The 17,334-nt window shown below is 40.5% G+C and carries 13 protein-coding genes and 3 tRNA genes; 3 read left to right on the forward strand and 13 right to left on the reverse strand.

Features of this window, described 5'->3' with window-relative positions; translation table 11 throughout:
• Positions 1–37 precede the first annotated feature (37 nt).
• Both dcd and trpB read left to right on the forward strand, forming a co-directional pair.
• Positions 38–619 (forward strand): dCTP deaminase, encoded by a 582-nt coding sequence (gene dcd / locus AC1EKT_RS02775; protein WP_481616142.1) that lies wholly within the window; start codon positions 38–40, stop codon positions 617–619.
• Between the two features lie 576 nt (positions 620–1,195).
• Complete coding sequence (gene trpB / locus AC1EKT_RS02780) at positions 1,196–2,389, forward strand: tryptophan synthase subunit beta (RefSeq protein ID WP_481616141.1); 1,194 nt, start codon at positions 1,196–1,198, stop codon at positions 2,387–2,389.
• Between the two features lie 167 nt (positions 2,390–2,556).
• On the opposite strand, the gene AC1EKT_RS02785 is transcribed toward trpB, so the two are convergent.
• From AC1EKT_RS02785 to ahpC, 3 genes are all read right to left on the reverse strand, one after another.
• Positions 2,557–3,459, reverse strand: coding sequence for a LysR substrate-binding domain-containing protein (locus tag AC1EKT_RS02785; protein WP_415687609.1), 903 nt, complete (start codon positions 3,457–3,459; stop codon positions 2,557–2,559).
• Positions 3,460–3,501: 42 nt separating this feature from the next.
• Positions 3,502–5,175 (reverse strand): alkyl hydroperoxide reductase subunit F, encoded by a 1,674-nt coding sequence (gene ahpF, locus AC1EKT_RS02790; RefSeq protein WP_481616140.1) that lies wholly within the window; start codon positions 5,173–5,175, stop codon positions 3,502–3,504.
• Positions 5,176–5,309: 134 nt separating this feature from the next.
• Positions 5,310–5,873, reverse strand: a complete 564-nt coding sequence (ahpC, locus tag AC1EKT_RS02795; protein ID WP_004119771.1) for an alkyl hydroperoxide reductase subunit C — start codon at positions 5,871–5,873, stop codon at positions 5,310–5,312.
• A gap of 360 nt (positions 5,874–6,233) precedes the next feature.
• On the opposite strand from ahpC, the gene AC1EKT_RS02800 reads away from it, so the two are divergent.
• Positions 6,234–7,412, forward strand: a complete 1,179-nt coding sequence (locus AC1EKT_RS02800; RefSeq protein WP_415683134.1) for a lipase family protein — start codon at positions 6,234–6,236, stop codon at positions 7,410–7,412.
• A 282-nt stretch (positions 7,413–7,694) separates the two neighbouring features.
• Here AC1EKT_RS02800 and AC1EKT_RS02805 read toward each other — a convergent pair.
• The 10 genes from AC1EKT_RS02805 to AC1EKT_RS02850 form a co-directional block, all read right to left on the reverse strand.
• Positions 7,695–7,768: transfer RNA gene (locus AC1EKT_RS02805), tRNA-Gly, on the reverse strand.
• A 129-nt stretch (positions 7,769–7,897) separates the two neighbouring features.
• Entirely contained in the window at positions 7,898–8,785 is an 888-nt protein-coding gene (locus tag AC1EKT_RS02810) for a M48 family metalloprotease (RefSeq protein WP_481616139.1), read from the reverse strand.
• A gap of 96 nt (positions 8,786–8,881) precedes the next feature.
• On the reverse strand, positions 8,882–10,360 hold the full coding sequence (locus AC1EKT_RS02815; RefSeq protein ID WP_481616138.1) for an FAD-dependent oxidoreductase: 1,479 nt from the start codon (positions 10,358–10,360) through the stop codon (positions 8,882–8,884).
• 326 nt (positions 10,361–10,686) lie between these two features.
• Complete coding sequence (locus AC1EKT_RS02820) at positions 10,687–12,936, reverse strand: heavy metal translocating P-type ATPase (RefSeq protein ID WP_481616137.1); 2,250 nt, start codon at positions 12,934–12,936, stop codon at positions 10,687–10,689.
• Positions 12,937–13,212: 276 nt separating this feature from the next.
• Positions 13,213–13,285, reverse strand: a tRNA-Ala gene (locus tag AC1EKT_RS02825).
• A 34-nt stretch (positions 13,286–13,319) separates the two neighbouring features.
• Positions 13,320–13,393 (reverse strand) — tRNA-Ile (locus tag AC1EKT_RS02830).
• Between the two features lie 126 nt (positions 13,394–13,519).
• Entirely contained in the window at positions 13,520–13,999 is a 480-nt protein-coding gene (locus AC1EKT_RS02835) for a Dps family protein (protein WP_012913682.1), read from the reverse strand.
• A gap of 57 nt (positions 14,000–14,056) precedes the next feature.
• Entirely contained in the window at positions 14,057–15,352 is a 1,296-nt protein-coding gene (locus tag AC1EKT_RS02840; RefSeq protein ID WP_174164331.1) for a CNNM domain-containing protein, read from the reverse strand.
• A gap of 76 nt (positions 15,353–15,428) precedes the next feature.
• The gene (locus AC1EKT_RS02845) at positions 15,429–16,199 is read right to left on the reverse strand and encodes a TIGR03943 family putative permease subunit (protein ID WP_415687045.1); all 771 of its coding nucleotides are present in this window, start codon (positions 16,197–16,199) and stop codon (positions 15,429–15,431) included.
• Entirely contained in the window at positions 16,196–17,290 is a 1,095-nt protein-coding gene (locus AC1EKT_RS02850; protein ID WP_481616136.1) for a permease, read from the reverse strand. The genes AC1EKT_RS02845 and AC1EKT_RS02850 overlap by 4 nt, the downstream gene beginning before the upstream one ends.
• Positions 17,291–17,334: the final 44 nt, after the last annotated feature.

Consider the following 17,334-nt stretch of genomic DNA (forward strand, 5'->3'; position numbering starts at 1 on the left):
CTGATGTATAAGCTTTATTGCAAGGAGATTTGACGTCATGCTGTTGTCTGATCACGACATTCTCAAAGCTCATGATGAGGGTCACATTGATTTGACCCCGTGGACCCCGGAAATGGTACAGCCAGCGTCAATTGACGTGCGCCTCGACCGTTTCTTCCGATTATTTAACAATCATGCTTACACATATGTTGATCCTGCAGAAAATCAGGGAGAACTTACGGAACAGTTCGAGGTAGCTCCTGACGAGCCATGGATTCTTCATCCTGGAGAGTTCGCACTCGGTGCTACGTGGGAATATGTAAAACTTGACGCTACTATTGCTGCACGTTTGGAAGGCAAAAGCTCGCTTGGTCGTCTTGGTATTTTGACACATTCCACAGCTGGCTTCATCGATCCAGGTTTCGAAGGTCATATTACTTTGGAACTTTCGAACGTCAGCACTTTGCCAGTTAAGCTTTGGCCTGGAATGAAGATTGGGCAAATGTGCTTCTTCCAGTTAAGCTCACCATGTAAAAACCCATATGGTTCAGCTGTTAACGGATCACACTATCAAGGTCAGCGCGGTCCAACTCCGTCGCGTTCGTATGAGCATTTCTATCGTGCTGATTTAAGCGAATAATATTTTTAGAAAAATGATTCCGTTTTCAGAAAATTAATTCCTAAAATAGCAAGATTTAGAAGAAAAGTATATAATTCTCAGGTAATTATCAGTTAGCGTTACTGTTCTGCTCAGAATAGTGTGATTATATAATATTGTCGACAAAAAGACAGGTGCAGAGCACCTAAAACTTATTCTTTTCTTCTCTCCTTTATTTCCCCGGCGCATAGACGCCGGGGTTAAATTTTTTCTGCACGAAACGCCGAATTAACACTAAAAGGTTGACATTGTCACGGCTACGGCTAAACTTGTGCAACAAGATTGGAGGTTGATGAACATGAATACTCGTTTCTGGCGCAGCTGGCGTAGTTAAAAGCGAGTTCACATATCGGTGTGGGCTTGCTGATTTTAAACAATCAACGGGGCTATGCCGGATTCATCATCAACGTTATTTGAGCTGAATGGCATATAAGCTGCCATCCAGCTTTTTTGTTATCTGAGCACACGCCCTTCAAATTTACAAAATAATCAACACAACAAATAACAAATAACAAACCTAATGCCGATTTTCTCGGCACACACAAGAAGGGCAAAATTATGGTAAACGCAGTTGAACAAAACATGTATTACGGCGAATTTGGCGGACAGTACGTACCAGATATGATTCGTCCAGCACTCGACGCAGTAGCAGAAGCTTACTTACAATACAAAGACGATCCAGAGTTCCGCAATGAATTAGCTGGATTATTAAAAGATTACGACGGTCGCGAAACGCCTTTATACTACGCTGAATCTTTCACAAAATATTTAGGCGGCGCAAAAGTGTATTTAAAGCGCGAAGATTTAAACCATCTCGGCGCTCATAAAATGAACAATGTTCTCGGACAAATTTTACTCGCTCAGCGCATGGGTAAAAAGCGCATTATTGCTGAAACTGGAGCCGGTCAGCATGGTGTTGCCACTGCTGCTGCAGCAGCACGATTCGGCATGGAATGCGAAATTTTTATGGGCGCGCTTGATTGTGAACGCCAAAAACTTAACGTTTTTAGAATGACTTTGCTCGGCGCAAAAGTTCATGCTGTTCAAGAAGGCACAAAAACTTTAAAAGATGCTGTAACTGCAGCATTTATGGATTATGCACAACACTTGGATGATACCTTCTACATCGTTGGTTCCGCAGTGGGACCTTACCCTTATCCACAAATGGTTCGCGATTTTCAAAGCGTTATTAGCAAAGAGTCGAGAAGGCAGATCCTAGAAAAAGAAGGCAGATTACCGAATGCTGTAATTGCTTGCATTGGTGGCGGTTCTAATGCAATTGGTTCTTTTGCAGCATATATTGATGATCCGTCTGTACGATTGATTGGTGCTGAAGGCGCAGGTAAAGGCGCTGATACTCCTCAAAATGCTGCTACTATGACGAATGGAAAAATTGGCATTACGGACGGCATGAAAACTTATGTTCTTATGGATGATGACGGTAACGAGCTTCCAGCCTACTCTATTTCTGCAGGATTGGATTATCCTGGAGTCGGTCCAGAACATTCATATTTAAAGGATTCTGGTCGCGCAGAATACTACGCAATCACTGATGATGAAGCAGTTCAAGCTTTCCGCGCACTTTCTAAAGTTGAAGGAATCATACCAGCTTTGGAAAGCTCACACGCAATAGCACAAGCTATGAAGATGGTTCCAAAGATGAGTAAGGATGACATTGTTTTAGTAACAGTTTCCGGCCGTGGAGATAAGGATGTAAATCAAGTAGCACGCTATCTTGGAATTGAATTATAAATCATTAATTTAGCAACAAATAAAACATAGCGAATAAAACGAGGCAGTAATTCTCAAAATAAAGTGAGAATAAAAGAAAAGTAAGAGAAGAAGAATATGGCACTTCTGCAGCTAACTTAGCAAACAGAAGTGCCTATTTTATTTTTATTTTTAAGCAGAATTCCTACTTATTTTTTATGCAAATCAGAGCATGCCGAACTAATTATTTTGCACAATCCTTCCATAATTCTGTCTACTGGAGAAGCTGCGCGCCAATTCAAATATAGTGATCGATAAGGTTTAGGATTCTTAAACTCACGCAACATCAAACCAGCTGGCTGCACAATTGGAGGTACAGTTGCAAGACGCGGCAATAACGTCACATCTTTGCTACCTATAACCATATATCGCAAAGTTTCTAACGATGTTGCTCTAAATTCAGATTGCTTCGCACCTACTTTTTGGCATACGTCGAGCATGCTTCTACGCATACAATGCCCATCTTCTAATAAAAGCACTTTCTGAGTAGACAAATCTGAAAGTTCAATTGGTTTACTTTCGTGTCCTAGCAAAGAATTTGTAGAAGCAGCAAGAAGAAAATCTTCGTCAAAAACATGACACACTTTTATTGAAGGAGCATTCAAACTTTCGCTTAATATAACTGCATCAACTTGACCGCTATCTAGCAAATCAATAAGTTTTGCTGATTTTTCTTCTATAAAGCGAATAGTAAGTTTTGGTTTTAAACGTCTGAGAACAGGCATAATCCGCGGAAGTAAGTATGGTCCTAATGTTGGAAACACACCCAAAACCACTGTAGATGACCATGGATCTTCTGAGCGTCTTGCAGCTTGTCGAATACGTGACATATCTGCCTGAATACGTTTAGCATAATAAACCACTTCCCTCCCAGCAGGAGTTAAGATTTGTTTTCCGGGTGTACGCTCAATAAGTTCTACGCCTAAAGTCTCTTCAAGTTTTTTAATTTGTGTTGAAAGAGTAGGCTGAGAGACGCGCATACGAGCAGCCGCCTTAGTAAAGCTTCCTTCTTGTGCAAAAGCTATTAGATATTCTAACGCTCTAATATTCATAAGACGTCTCCCCCTTGTTTATTGCATAATAAATCTTACAGATTATTTATTTTGCGTGCTGCGGATAAGATAGTCAAATGCAGACAGTGCAGCATTTGCGCCCGTTCCATACGCTGTAACGATCTGCTTATACGGTTCGTCTGAACAATCTCCAGCAGCAAAAACACCCGGAGTATCAGTGCATCCAGCGCGATTTGTAATAATTTCTCCCCGATTATTGAGAGGAATATTATTTGCAAGCCAACGAGTATTTGGAGCTAAACCAATTTGCACAAAAACCCCATCAGTTTCAACAATATGTTCTCTGTTTTCATCATTGTCTGCTTTATTGCGATCTATATAACGTATTGCAGTAACTTTACTACCATTACCTTCAATACTGCTTACTGCAGCACTTGTAATAACTTCAGTGTTAGGTAATTTATGCAAAGCATTAAGCAATACTTGATCCGCTTTAAGCACATCCATGAACTCAACCACCGTCACATGTTTTGCAACTCCTGCTAAATCGATAGCAGCTTCAACACCAGAATTTCCGCCGCCAACAACTACAACATTCTTATCTTTGAAAAGTGGACCGTCGCAATGAGGGCAGAATGATACGCCTCTATTCCTATACTCATCTTCTCCGGGAATGCCCAACGTACGCCAAGTCGCGCCAGTTGCAATAATCACTGCACGCGCTTTCAAAGATCCGCCAGAACGCGCATGAATAGTATGCAACCCATATGGTTCCTTAGATAAATCGAGTGAGTCTGCCCAATCAGGAGTAAATACATCAATATCGTATTGCGAAATATGCTTAGTTAAATCTGCTGCTAGTTGAGAACCAGTCGTATGTGTTTGGGAAATATGATTTTCAATACTTTCAGTTTCTACAACCTGACCGCCACGATGATCCATAATCATAGCCGTACGCAAGCCTTTACGAGCAGTATAAATTGCGGCAGCGGAAGCAGCAGGGCCGCCACCAACAATAACAATATCGTATGGATTTTGTGAATTCATTTTTTCTGCGAGCGCAACATTTGCCGAAGAAACGCTATTTTCATTATTGCCATTCTCATTCTGCTCAACAGATTTTTCTTGTGCTGCAAGAACAGATACAAGTTCGTCAATTCCTGCCCGTCCGGAGGAAATAAGTTTGCCATTTTCAAAAACTGCTGGCACACTCATTACACCGAGTTTGTCTACTTCTTCGCGGAAAGCGCTACCTTCAACTACAGTATGCTGAATTTTAGGGTTAATAATAGAAATGGTATTAAGTGATTGCACAACTTCTGGGCAATTTAAGCAAGTTACCGACATGTATGTTGTCACATTGTGTGAACCAAGCTTTAGTATTGCATTGCGCTGCGCATCACTAATTTTTGGCGCATATCCACTTACTTGTAGAAGCGCTAGTACTAAAGAGCTGAATTCGTGTCCTAAAGGCAATCCTGCAAAACTAACCGACACAGTAGATTCTCCATTTACTGGATTATCTAGTTTTCTGCGCAATTCAAAGCTTGGCTTACGCTTTACATTGCTAATTTCATTATTATTTACTTCAGAAATACTAATTTTGTTGCTTTGTTGAGATACTTCTTCTAACAAGGCTTTGACTTTTTGAGATGTTTCAGAATTATCAACGTAAGAAATAATTTCTATTTTAGATACCATCTTTTTTAGTAATTCTGAAAGCTGAGCAGTTAATGACGCATTCAACAAAGACATAGTTTACTTCCCTTTACAATTTTCGTCACAAGCAAAAATAAGAGAAATGCGTAGGAAACTATGAACGTAGCTCCCTACGCATTGAGATAATTCTTTAAAAATATTCTTTAATATTTAATATTTAATTGCAAAAATCAGATTTTGCCGACTAAATCGATAGAAGGTTCCAAGGTTTCTTCGCCCTGCTCCCATTTTGCTGGGCAAACTTCGCCTGGGTGCGCTGCAATATACTGTGCTGCTTTAACTTTACGAAGCAGCTCGTCTGCGTTACGACCAATTCCGTCTGCAGTCATCTCAAAGAACTGAATCATACCTTGCGGATCCACAAGGAACGTAGCACGGTGAGCTAAACCGGATTCTTGATTCCAAGCGTCAAAATTACGCGAAAGAGCGCCTGAAGGATCGCCCAACATAGTGTACTTTACTTTTGCAATTGCTTCAGAATCGTCATGCCATGCTTTGTGTACAAAATGCGTATCCGTAGAAACTGAGTAAACTTCAACGCCTAACTTTTGCAATTCTTCATAGTGATTTGCAAGATCTTCCAACTCAGTTGGGCATACAAATGAAAAATCAGCTGGATAGAAGAAGAAAATTGCCCATTTGCCAAGAACATCAGTATCGCTTACTTCAACAAATTCGCCATTCTTATAGCCATTTACTTTGAATGGAAGAATATGCGTGTTCATTAAACTCATATCATTCTCCTAAATAGGTCATTTGCGCATTCGTTGCGCTTTTATTTTCATTATTAAGAATAGATTATGGCTATTCATAACTCTAGTTATATAGATGTTTTCTATGGTGCTTATACACATCGTCAATGATTTTAGTAAACAAAAAGAAGCAACAACATTTATTTAGAAGTATGGACTTTTGTTTATGTAGACTATACAATTGAACCGTGTAGAATAGCAATTGTGGCGGCAAAATAAATTTCGATTAATTTATATAACGCGCGTAGTTAACAAAGAGGTGCTACAAATCGTAATCATAATAAGAAACAGTCGTCCTATACATTTGTTGACTACAAAACTAAACAAAATATGGGAGGTACTATGAAACGCAATGCGGTGACAGGGTTCTTAACTAGTCTGTGCATGCTCTTGAGCCTATCTGCTTTCACAACGCCAGCAATGGCAACAACCGCAGATAATTATGCAAAAACTCCACTTACTGCTGAAACAGCTAAACAAATCGCAGATGGAACTATAGGCTTAGATTTACCTGGCGCTTTGGATATGTCTTTATATCACAAGAAGCCTCTTGACCCACAAGCTGATTTAGACGGTGACGGCTTAACTAATAGCCAGGAAATTTACACTTACACTAAAGACGGTAAGACTTATTATGGGTACAATTCTCACCCTATGATGAACGATACCGATGGCGATGGTATTCCAGATAATCAAGACAGCAATCCTCGCAGGTGGGATATTAGTCCTCGCGATATGGTTTTATTCTCTGAACTTTCTTATCGAGATGATAATTACATAAATAAGGTACTCGATTACACTAAACCACTTCACGACATTTACAAAAATCGCAATGAGTACCGCCTTATGCACAACGAGCTTGCACCATTTTGGAAAGTTAAGGAAACCTACCACAAAAGGGGAGGATTTGATGCTGTTTTGTTTGAAAATGTAAGTCCATACCCATTCTTAGAACAAGGCACCGTTCAAGTACTAGCAATTCGTGGAACTTCCCAATTTAATGATTACGATGATGATTTTGCAATAGCTGTAGGTCATAACCCAGATCAAGCTAAAGATGTTGAACAGTTGATTGAGCGTTATGGTCGCGAAAATACTGTTAGCAATTTGTATATTACTGGACATTCCCTCGGAGGATATCTTGCACAGCGTGCTTTAATTCGTGCTAAAGGCAAAGGCTACAACTGGATTAAGAAAATTTACACATTCAATTCACCACAAATTTGGGGAAATATTTTCAACCGTTGGTTACGCGCAGTCGCCAATACTGGCAATAAGCTCACTCAAGAAGGTTACGCTGTTCATTACAAAGTAGACAACGACAAGGTTATTCGTTCTGTTGGCAATTTTGCTGGAGCTATAAGCGTCGGCAATTCTGCGCAAGGACATAGCTCTAGAAGCTATCTTGAGGCTCGTATGAACAATTTCCCAGGTTTCACCGTAGGTACTCGAGGAGATATTTCTGGCACTGGACGTTGGATGGAAGAACTTAACAACTTCTACGATGTTCGCACGTTCTAATTATTGCTAATTAATGATTATTAATTAGCACCAGCAATAGACAGCTATCTCGTGTAATTTATTAACAATAAGCTAAGCGCTGATTTACTGATGATTCATTAATATCATAAGTAACTCAGCGCTTTTTATGTAGCTTGTGTATAGGGACGACTGCTACGTCAAAAAGTACTTGACTACTCAAAACCGCTCAGAACTATTCTGGCTCAAACCTAGGCTAAGCTGCTGTAGTTTTTATACATCCAATGTACAAAAACTGCAACTTACGCAATTTTACAATATGAATGGAGCGGACAACGGGAGTCGAACCCGCCTCTGAAGCTTGGGAAGCTTCCATTCTACCGATGAACTACATCCGCATGCTGAATTAAAAGCAAACTAGTTTCAACAACCATCTAAGGGTATCATGCACAGCTTACCGCTTCAACATTTATAAATCAGTTTATAAACTCAATAAACAAGACAATCAAGTTCAACAAATAAAATATTCATGCAGCAATGCTCATTAAACGCCCAATCCTATCCTGAACAGTAGGACGCGCAGCGCACAAACGCACAAGCGCAGAAGAATTATCATTCCATGGGCAAATAATCATCAAAGAAGCAACCGCTTGCAATCCGGCAGTAGATTTCATCTCGTGAAGCTGCATGCCGTAAGTAATTTTATTAAGTGCGGAAGCAAGAGCAGCAAAATCTCCAGTAATTTCGCCACCTCCCTTATCTGCGTCAAATTCACGCGAACCGGGAATAATTGCGTTGATAATAACAGAAGCAATAGGAGCGAATAAAATATTCAAAAACTTACCGATAAATTTGCAATACTTGCGAATATCACGACGATACGTATCCCCGACATAAACAAGCCAAGAACCAACGTACGTTAATACTGTTGCTGTAGCAGTAGCCAGCGAAGAAGCGAGAATATCATGATTATAAATATGAGTTAATTCATGACCAATAACACTACGCAACTCGCGTTCGTTAAGAATATTAATCAAACCACGAGTACAACATATGCTCGCATGACGCTCACTTCTACCAGTTGCAAAAGCATTAGGACTTTCGTAAGGAGAAACCATTACTCGCGGCATAGGTTTACCAATTCGAGCAGATAAATCTCTAACCATTGCGTAAAGCACAGGCTCTTCTTCTTCACTAACTTCTGTAGCATGCATAGCAATAATCGCAAAATTACTTGAGCACCAATAAGCAAAAATGCTAAATGCGATACCAGGAATAATGAACCATATTAGTGACGAAAGACGCGAGCCAGCAAGAACCCAGCATAAGGCAAGAAAAAGCCACACAACAACAAAAAATAGTGCGGCTTTTAAGCTGCCATAGTGTATTCTCAAGCCTTTCAACATATGAGCCATCTTAATAATGCGAACTTAAATTTTTCTGAATATATACTGCGTATTTACTAACTACAAACTTAAATACTAAGTAATATTTTCAGTTTATTTAGAGCATTACTTGCTACCCAAAGCAATATTTACAAGTTCAGAAGCTGAAACAACTTTCTTTCGAGTTCTCTGCTCATTGGCTCCAAGTTCACGCTCATAAGAGTCGACTCGCTTCCAACCAGCGTAATCAATTGGTTTAATGCCTTTTTCTGCCAACAATTTATCTATAGATTTTTCATCGCGATCAGGTGCGATTCGTCCAGCATTGCCAACTTTAGATAAATCTTCAAGCATATTATTAACAATCAAAAGAGCATCAGATTTTGTAGAGCCGATTAATCCTACCGGCCCACGCTTAGCCCAGCCAGTTGCATACAATCTATCACGAATTTCGCCATTTTCTACAGACGTCACTAAGCGACCATCAATATTGGCAAGCAAAGTACGCTTTTCGTCGTAAGCAATACCTGAAACTTCTGCAGGATGATACCCAATCGCGTGATATACAGCTTGAACGGCATACTCCTCGAACTCTCCAGTACGAGTCATTGTGCCATCCGCGCTTGTAGTTGTACGCTCAACTCGTATTGCTTTTACACGCCCATCTTCACCAAGAATTTCTACCGGCGCGCAGTTGAAGTGGATAATATAGCGTTTGTTGGCTGGATTCCCCTCAAAATCAACGTTCCCGCCATCTTCCATATCTTCAGCCATATCGCGAATAGCGAAAAGCTCCTCAACCATTTGACGAGTTAGCTTATCATTACCGGCAACTTCTATTGTTTCATCGTCAAGTTCAAAATCGTCCTCATTAATAACAATTTGCACTCCGGATAATTTTTCCATTTCGCGCAATTCTTGAACAGAGAATTTTGCTTGAGCAACTCCACGACGAATAAACAAATGCAAAGTTTGAGTTTGATTTTTTTGCAATCCCTCATACACGTCGTCTGGAATATCCGTATGCGAGCGCAAATAATCCGGGTCGCGCAAAAGCTCACGAGCAACATCCATTGCAACGTTTCCGCCGCCAATAACAGCTACTTCTTTAGCTTCAAGTGGCCATTCTCGATTGCTAGTTGGATATCCGTCGTACCATTCCACAAATTTCGCGGCTCCGTACACTCCGTCTAAATCGGCGCCTGGAACTCCTCGAAGAGGCCTATCTTTCACAGCGCCGGTTGCAAATAGCACAGCATCGTAGCGTTCCAATAAATCTTCTAATGCAATATCCTTGCCAAATTCAACATTTGCATACAAATGAATATTTGGATTATCAAGAGTTTTCTCAAGCGCATCCGCAATAAATTTGATACTTGGATGGTCAGGAGCCACTCCGTAACGCACTAAACCGAAAGGCACAGGCAACTTTTCAAAAAGATCAATGCGAGCGCTAGAGCCTAATCCCAATTCTTCTCCACGCTTTGCAATCTGACGTAAGAAGATATCGGAAGAATACACTCCTGCAGGGCCTGCTCCTATTACAGCAATACGCAGTTGAGATGTTTCTTGTGAAACATTTTCGGCTAAGTTATTTTTTTCCATTATTATCCCCATATTGAGCTGTATTATACGGCACTTTTCGCCGTTTTCGCGCTATTTAGCGCGGCCTACAAGCATAGGTTGCCTCAATCCACTCAGCAAAGTAACTGTAAAGCGTTTATATGTAATTCTTCGCCAAAAATAAGTTACGTACAAGCTTGAGCCATTACCGTCTGAAACTAACTCGTATGCTTTCATAATTAGACTAGCGCATTACTTCGTCTTACAACATGCTCAAACGAATAAAACAATTAAATAGATAAAATGCTCAAACGAATATTGTTAAAGGTGTCGTAATGAATATCGTAAAAATATTGCCAAAAATATTTTTATTTTCGTTCGCGCAATGCTGTTAAAGCCCACATAATAGCAACAACATCAATTGCTTCTTGCATCATTGCGCCAATAACTGCTGGGATAAAACCGAAAGCCGCAAAGAGCATACTTATAATTGCCAATCCAATACCCATCAATACTGACTGAACCATGACGCGTTTAGTATGTTTTGCTACTCTTATTGCGCTTGCAACAGAAGAAATATCGTTGTTCATAATAACTACCTGTGCGCATTCAGATGCTGCCGTATCTGTGCCATCCGTTACTGCTACGCCAATATCTGCAGCTGCAAGCACTGGAGCATCGTTTACGCCATCTCCAACCATCATTGTTACAGTTGAATTTTGCTTATTTTTAGACGAGCCATAAATTTCTTTTTTTACGTGCGCTAATTTATCTTGCGGAAGTAAATCTGCATATATTGTTTCAATTCCAACGCTTTTACCAATTGTTGTTGCAGCTTGCAAACTGTCTCCAGTAAGAATAGATATTGAGCGAGTGCCAAGCGTGCGCAATGCGTCAATAGTTGATTTCGCATTATCGCGAGGCACGTCTTTTAACACAATCCGACCAACCAGCACTCCGTCAAAAGACACGTAGGTTGCCATTTCGTCTGCAGCAAGAGATTTGCCTATAGTTTGGTTCGTGTTTTGCTCTGTAACGTACTTGCGTCTGCCTACACGCACTAAAATACCGTCTACAACGCCTTGAATACCCTGACCTGCAGTTTCTTTAACACTGTGCACTACAGGGTATTCTCTAACGCTAGGCAATTGCGGAGTCGAAGATGGATGCGTGCGTTCCCACAAAACTGAACCTGCTTTTGCAATGCCTCCAGCGAGAATATGCTGCGAATACGTTTCTAGTACACCTGCGAGCATCACAATACGATCAGCTTTCTGCGTAGTATCAATTACTTCTACGTTCACAACTTGTGGCTGTTTTACAGTTAACGTGCCAGTTTTATCGAAAAACACGTCTGTTACGCGGCTTAATTGCTCAAGCACATCCTGACTTTTAACAACAATTCCAAGTTTTGCTAGACGCCCAGTACCAGCCATGCACGCAACTGGCACTGCGATTAACAACGGACACGGAGTTGCCAAAACTAGCACTTGCGCAAATCTAAGAGCATCTCCAGAAAAGCCCCAAGCAAAACCAGCAATTGCAAAAGACAAAACAGTAAACGGCACAGATAGCATATCCGCAAAACGAACTACAGCTGCCCTAGAAGACCTAGCTGATTCAACTAACTGCATAATCTTCTGGTATTGAGAATGCTCAGAGAGCTTTGTTACGCGCATAATAAGCACAACGCCGCCATTTACGCAGCCTGAAAGCACTGCAGCTCCAGCAAACACTTCTCTAGGCACAGATTCTCCGTTAATGGCACTAGTGTCAAGAGTTGCAGAACCGCTTAGTAATTCACCGTCAACTGGCACAGTTTCGCCAGGAAGCACAATAATTACGTTTCCAATCTTTAATGCATCAACTGGAACCGTTTTGTAACGCTGCAAATTTGAGGCGATTGTTCCATCTGTAGTTGATTGCAAAAATGGGCAAATATCGCGTTTATATTCGCAATTTTGCTCTCCAGCATTAGATTGTGCAGAATTAGTAACATCTACTTTTCTAAATTCATCATGCTTATACAAAGAGCACAAACTTGGCTTACATTGATTGCATTCAATACACGGTGGAACATAAGATTCATCGCAGTTTTGATTATGATTAGTCGCATTTGCACGATGCATTTCATGCTCAAGGCCTGGCAAAGTCATAAGATGAGCAGTTTTTGGAGCTGCGCTTACTAAAAGAGACAGATTGCGCTGGGCTTTCATATGCGCAAAATCTTCAATCGCATCACCTGTAAAAACCATTACAACAATCAAATAGCTTGCCCAAAATTCGCCGATACAAAGCGTTGCAAGCAATGCAACAAAAGCTAGCAAATCAATTCCTAAAGTTCCATGCAGTAAATGTTTAATCATATTACGCAAAGAAATAATGCTCGTATATAAAACGAGAATAGCGATAATAGTTTTGCCAATACTAAGACTTATGGAAATATCGCAATCAATTTTTAAGAAATCAAAGATTTGCTGCGAAAGATTAGATATTTGCTCACTGAAAGTATTTAATACAGGCAAATTATACGAGTACAAAGCCGCAATAAACGGAAAAGCAAGAATTACGACTGTTAATTGAGGTGCACGACGGCAATATGCTAAAAGTTTACGCATACACTTTCCTTACGCTGATCAGGTTAACTACGTTTAAACGCTGCTAACACACGATTTCACGCCTTGTTAACCCATTGGGCGCAACTTAAATAGCGCACTCAATACACGGCGTAAAGATACTTATGTTTATGTATATGTAATTATTGTACCAATAGGCCTTGATGAGAAGCATTCTCATAAACGCAAGCTTAAACAATAAAAAACTAAAGCAAACTCAAAAAAGAAATTGATAAACAAAAAAAGTTCTGATTGAAAAATCAATCAGAACTCTGTTCGTGGAGCTAAGGAGACTCGAACTCCTGACCCTCTGCTTGCAAAGCAGATGCGCTACCAGCTGCGCCATAGCCCCATTCGGTATTGAATGAAATAATCACTCAATTCCGTGGGCCCGGGAGGACTTGAACCTCCGACCTCATCCTTATCAGGGATGCGCTCTAACCACCTGAGCTACGGGCCCAACTTGTATGCTTAAAACATACAAGTAGTTACTGTAGCACAGCCACAGAAAATGTCAAACCGCAACACGCCATAAAAAGAAAACAGCATGTTGCGGTTTGAATCAAAAAAATTAAACAGAGGTTAATTAATCAAGATGACTACGCATGAACCACTGGAACTTTTCCAACTGTTGAACATGATCTTGAATAATATTTGAGCTAACTAAATCAAGCTCATCAAGCTCCGCGATAGCTTTGCGATCGTCTGCAATCATATCGTTATAGTATTCAATAAGCGCTTGCAAATACTCCTTTGTGGACTTGCGACCAGTTAAAGCAAAACGCTTCCATGTGCGAGCTGCAACAACATCGTCTGCGCGGCCAAGTGGAGAGCCGCCCAAAGTTGCAATTCGCTCAGCAGTTTCATCCGCCTGCGCCAAAACTTCAGCAACCTGTGGATCAAGCATTTCGTGCACTGCAATAAAATCTGGACCAGTAACATTCCAATGCGCATGCTTAAGCACCAAAGCAGCTTCCTGCTCGTGGCTTAAACGATTCTGTAAAATGGCAACAGCCTTTTCACTGGCCGCTTCGTCGAGACCTGGCAAAATATGCAACAAAGCCATGTTCTATCCTTCCTTAGGTTTGTTAATACCGTTATTATTCTACTGCTATGGCTTAAACTACGCGCGGCGACGCACTTCAATCGTCGCAATACGCCTACCATCAACCGCAGTCACAGTCATATCGTAACCATCCGCATCATGCAAAACAGCTCCAACACTTCCCATTGAGCCAGTATGCGCTAAAAAGTAGCCTGCAACAGTCTCATACGGACCATCCTCAAGCTCAATGCCGGTAATATCAGCAAAATCCTCAATGGTCATACCACCATCAATTTTTGCAACACCGTTTACAAAAGCAGTTGTTTTATTCACATTATTTTGCTCAGTTTCACCAGGCAAATCATATTCATCGCGAATATCTCCAACTAGCTCTTCTGTCATGTCTTCGAGCGTAACAATACCGTCAGTTCCACCATATTCATCGATGACAACAGCCAAATGAATACCACGTTTACGAAGAAGTTCCAGACTCGGCAATAATTTGGAAGTTCCAGGAAGACTAATTCCTTCGCGAGTTACATCTGCAACAGTTTTTGCATTTGGATCACGCACATCTAACAAATCGCGAACATGCACAAAACCAATAACGTCGTCAAAATCCTTGCCAATAACAGGGTATCTGGAATATGGAAGCTCACGAATTTTCGCCGCAGCTTCTTCAAGGCTCAACGAGCCATCCAAAAACTCAACATCAGCACGAGGACGCATTACTTCAGCAACAATAGTTTCAGACGCATCAAACACATCATCCAAAATAGTGCGCTCATCTTGACTTAAACGCTTATTGCTATTGACAAGCACACGCAGTTCTTCGTCAGAAACTTCGCTTTCCTTCTCGTTAGGATCAAAGCCAAGAATGCGCACAAAACCATTAGTATTCTTTCCAATAAGCCAAATTAAAGGCTTGCAAATCTTTGAAAAAACATCAACTGCCGGAACTACTGATCTAGCAATCTGCTCAGCACGCTGCATAGCAATACGTTTTGGAACTAATTCAGAAATAACAATAGAACAGTAAGAAATAACAAGAGTTAGAAAGATTGTTGTAAGTGGGCCAGCGACATGCGAAGAAACACCCCATGAGCACACAACAGGCACAACGTAAGGAGCTAACGCAGATTCGCCGAAGGATGCAGAAAGAAAACCAGAAAGCGTTACGCCAATTTGCAGTGCAGATAGAAAAGTGTTAGGGTCGCGAGCAATTTTTGCAACTCTAGCGCCACGCGCATCCTGCAATTCCATGCGATCAATTTGCGAACTTCTCAAGCTCACTAAAGCTAATTCGGTTGCCGCAAATACGGAACCAAATAGCAAAAAAATCATAATGAGTAGAATATTAAAACCAATCGCCATACTTGTTATCTTAGTTTACTTCTATGCGATATCAACAATTCTAAAATAATTATCACCATTAACGAAGATAAATTATTTATGGGCGATAAAAATATCCAGTTGGAGCTTGAGCTGTTTGCATTGATATAACGTGCAGCACAACTCCAGAATGCTGATATCCAGGAATGCCAATATTGCCCCTAGAAACGCGCGCACGAACACGCACCCATTCATGATCTTGAATTTCGCCAATATTTGATTTTTCTGCAACTAATCCAAACGGAGACATGTCGAGAATACAGCATGACATAAGCTGACGAGATACCCTAAATTGATTTGCATTCAACGTAGAATCTCTGCTAACAAAACCTGTAAGAGTAATCGTGTATCCATCATATTTTGCAGCATTATGATCAATTTCGTCATACCATGAGCCAAAATCATCATCATCAACTGTTATCTCACGAGACTTTTCCTGCAATCCTGGCAAAGGATAATTTTGGCTACGAATAGCAATAGCACGACCACCAGCATACTGGTCGAATCCATCTAAACTAATATTTTGAGCGTAACACAAAGGAATAATAATAAGTAGCGCAGGAACAACGAAAGCTACAAGCATACGCCAAGCATCTCGCGAAGAAACAGAAAACCATCCAATCGCAGCGCATATAGACAAAATAAATAGCAAAATAGCAGCAATTAACAAATAATAATATGCTCTAGGCGTAGTAAAAAGCGTATATTGACCACTTAAAGCAACTTCAGCAATTATGATTGCAAAAAATAGCAATAAAATAGCTTCTACAAATTGAGCTAAAGTGATTTTTTTACAAGCATTATGCTCAGCACATTTTTGCTTTTTCATGCGATGAACCCCCAAGCCCATTGAGCTAATAACGACGCTAGGAAGCACGCAAAAGCAATAGTTAATGTTAAGCGCCACACAAATTTACCACGACAATCCTCAACGAGCATAAGCGTATTCTTTAAATCAAGCATAGGACCAAACAGCAGAAATACTAGCACCGACGACATAGGCAATGATGTTGCTAAACTTCTTGCAATTACAGCATCTGAGCTGGAGCATAGAGAGCTTGCGTACGCAATAGCCATCATTACAGGAATAGCAATGAAAACATTACTCACTTGCACGCGAGAAGCAGGATCAGCTCCGAGCCACGCGCGAATTACAGAGGCAACTATAGTTCCACATACAATAATTGGGATTAATTTTATTAAATCCTGATGTATATGCTGCACATATTTGCGAATTTGCGCAGAAATACTATGCTTTTCAATATTATTTTTTGTGATATTACTTTCGTTATTCAATTCGCAAGAACAATGTAAAGAAGATTCGTTTTCTATTAAAATTTTCTTACGCAAAATATTGATTTTCGAAGGAAATATAACAAAAGTTAATCCAACCAGTAATGCAATACCAACACCTAGGGCAATACGCATAATAGCAACAGCTGGAGCGTCAGAGAACGCATAAAATGTTGCCAATACAGATACTGGATTTACAACAGGAACTGCACATAGAAAAGTTATGGCGCACGGCAAAGGTAGTTTTCTTGCGACTAAACGAGAAAATGTTGGAACTACTACACAATCACAAACAGGCACGCAAACGCCAGCCAATATTGCAGCCAAAAAACCGTTTGCCGTAGATTTTGGAGCATGTTTCTCAATAAAATCAGCAGTTACCCAAGTTTCTACTGCAGCAGAAACAAGCACACCTATGAGAGTAAAAGGTATCGCTTGTAGCAACAAGCCGGAAACACCTCGAATTGTTGTATCAATTAGAAACCAAGGATGTTGCCCTTGTAAAGCAGGAGCAGCTGCAATAATAAAAGCTACTAAAGGAGCTCCGACAAGCAAGAAAAGATAGTTCGCAGAATTAGTGGAATTTGCAGAATTTGCATCAAGCGTATCTTTAGATGATTGATTCATATCTGTAACCTAACAACGTATTAATAATTCTGTTAAAAATGCGA

Source organism: Bifidobacterium sp. C0047B3 (genome assembly GCF_056590535.1).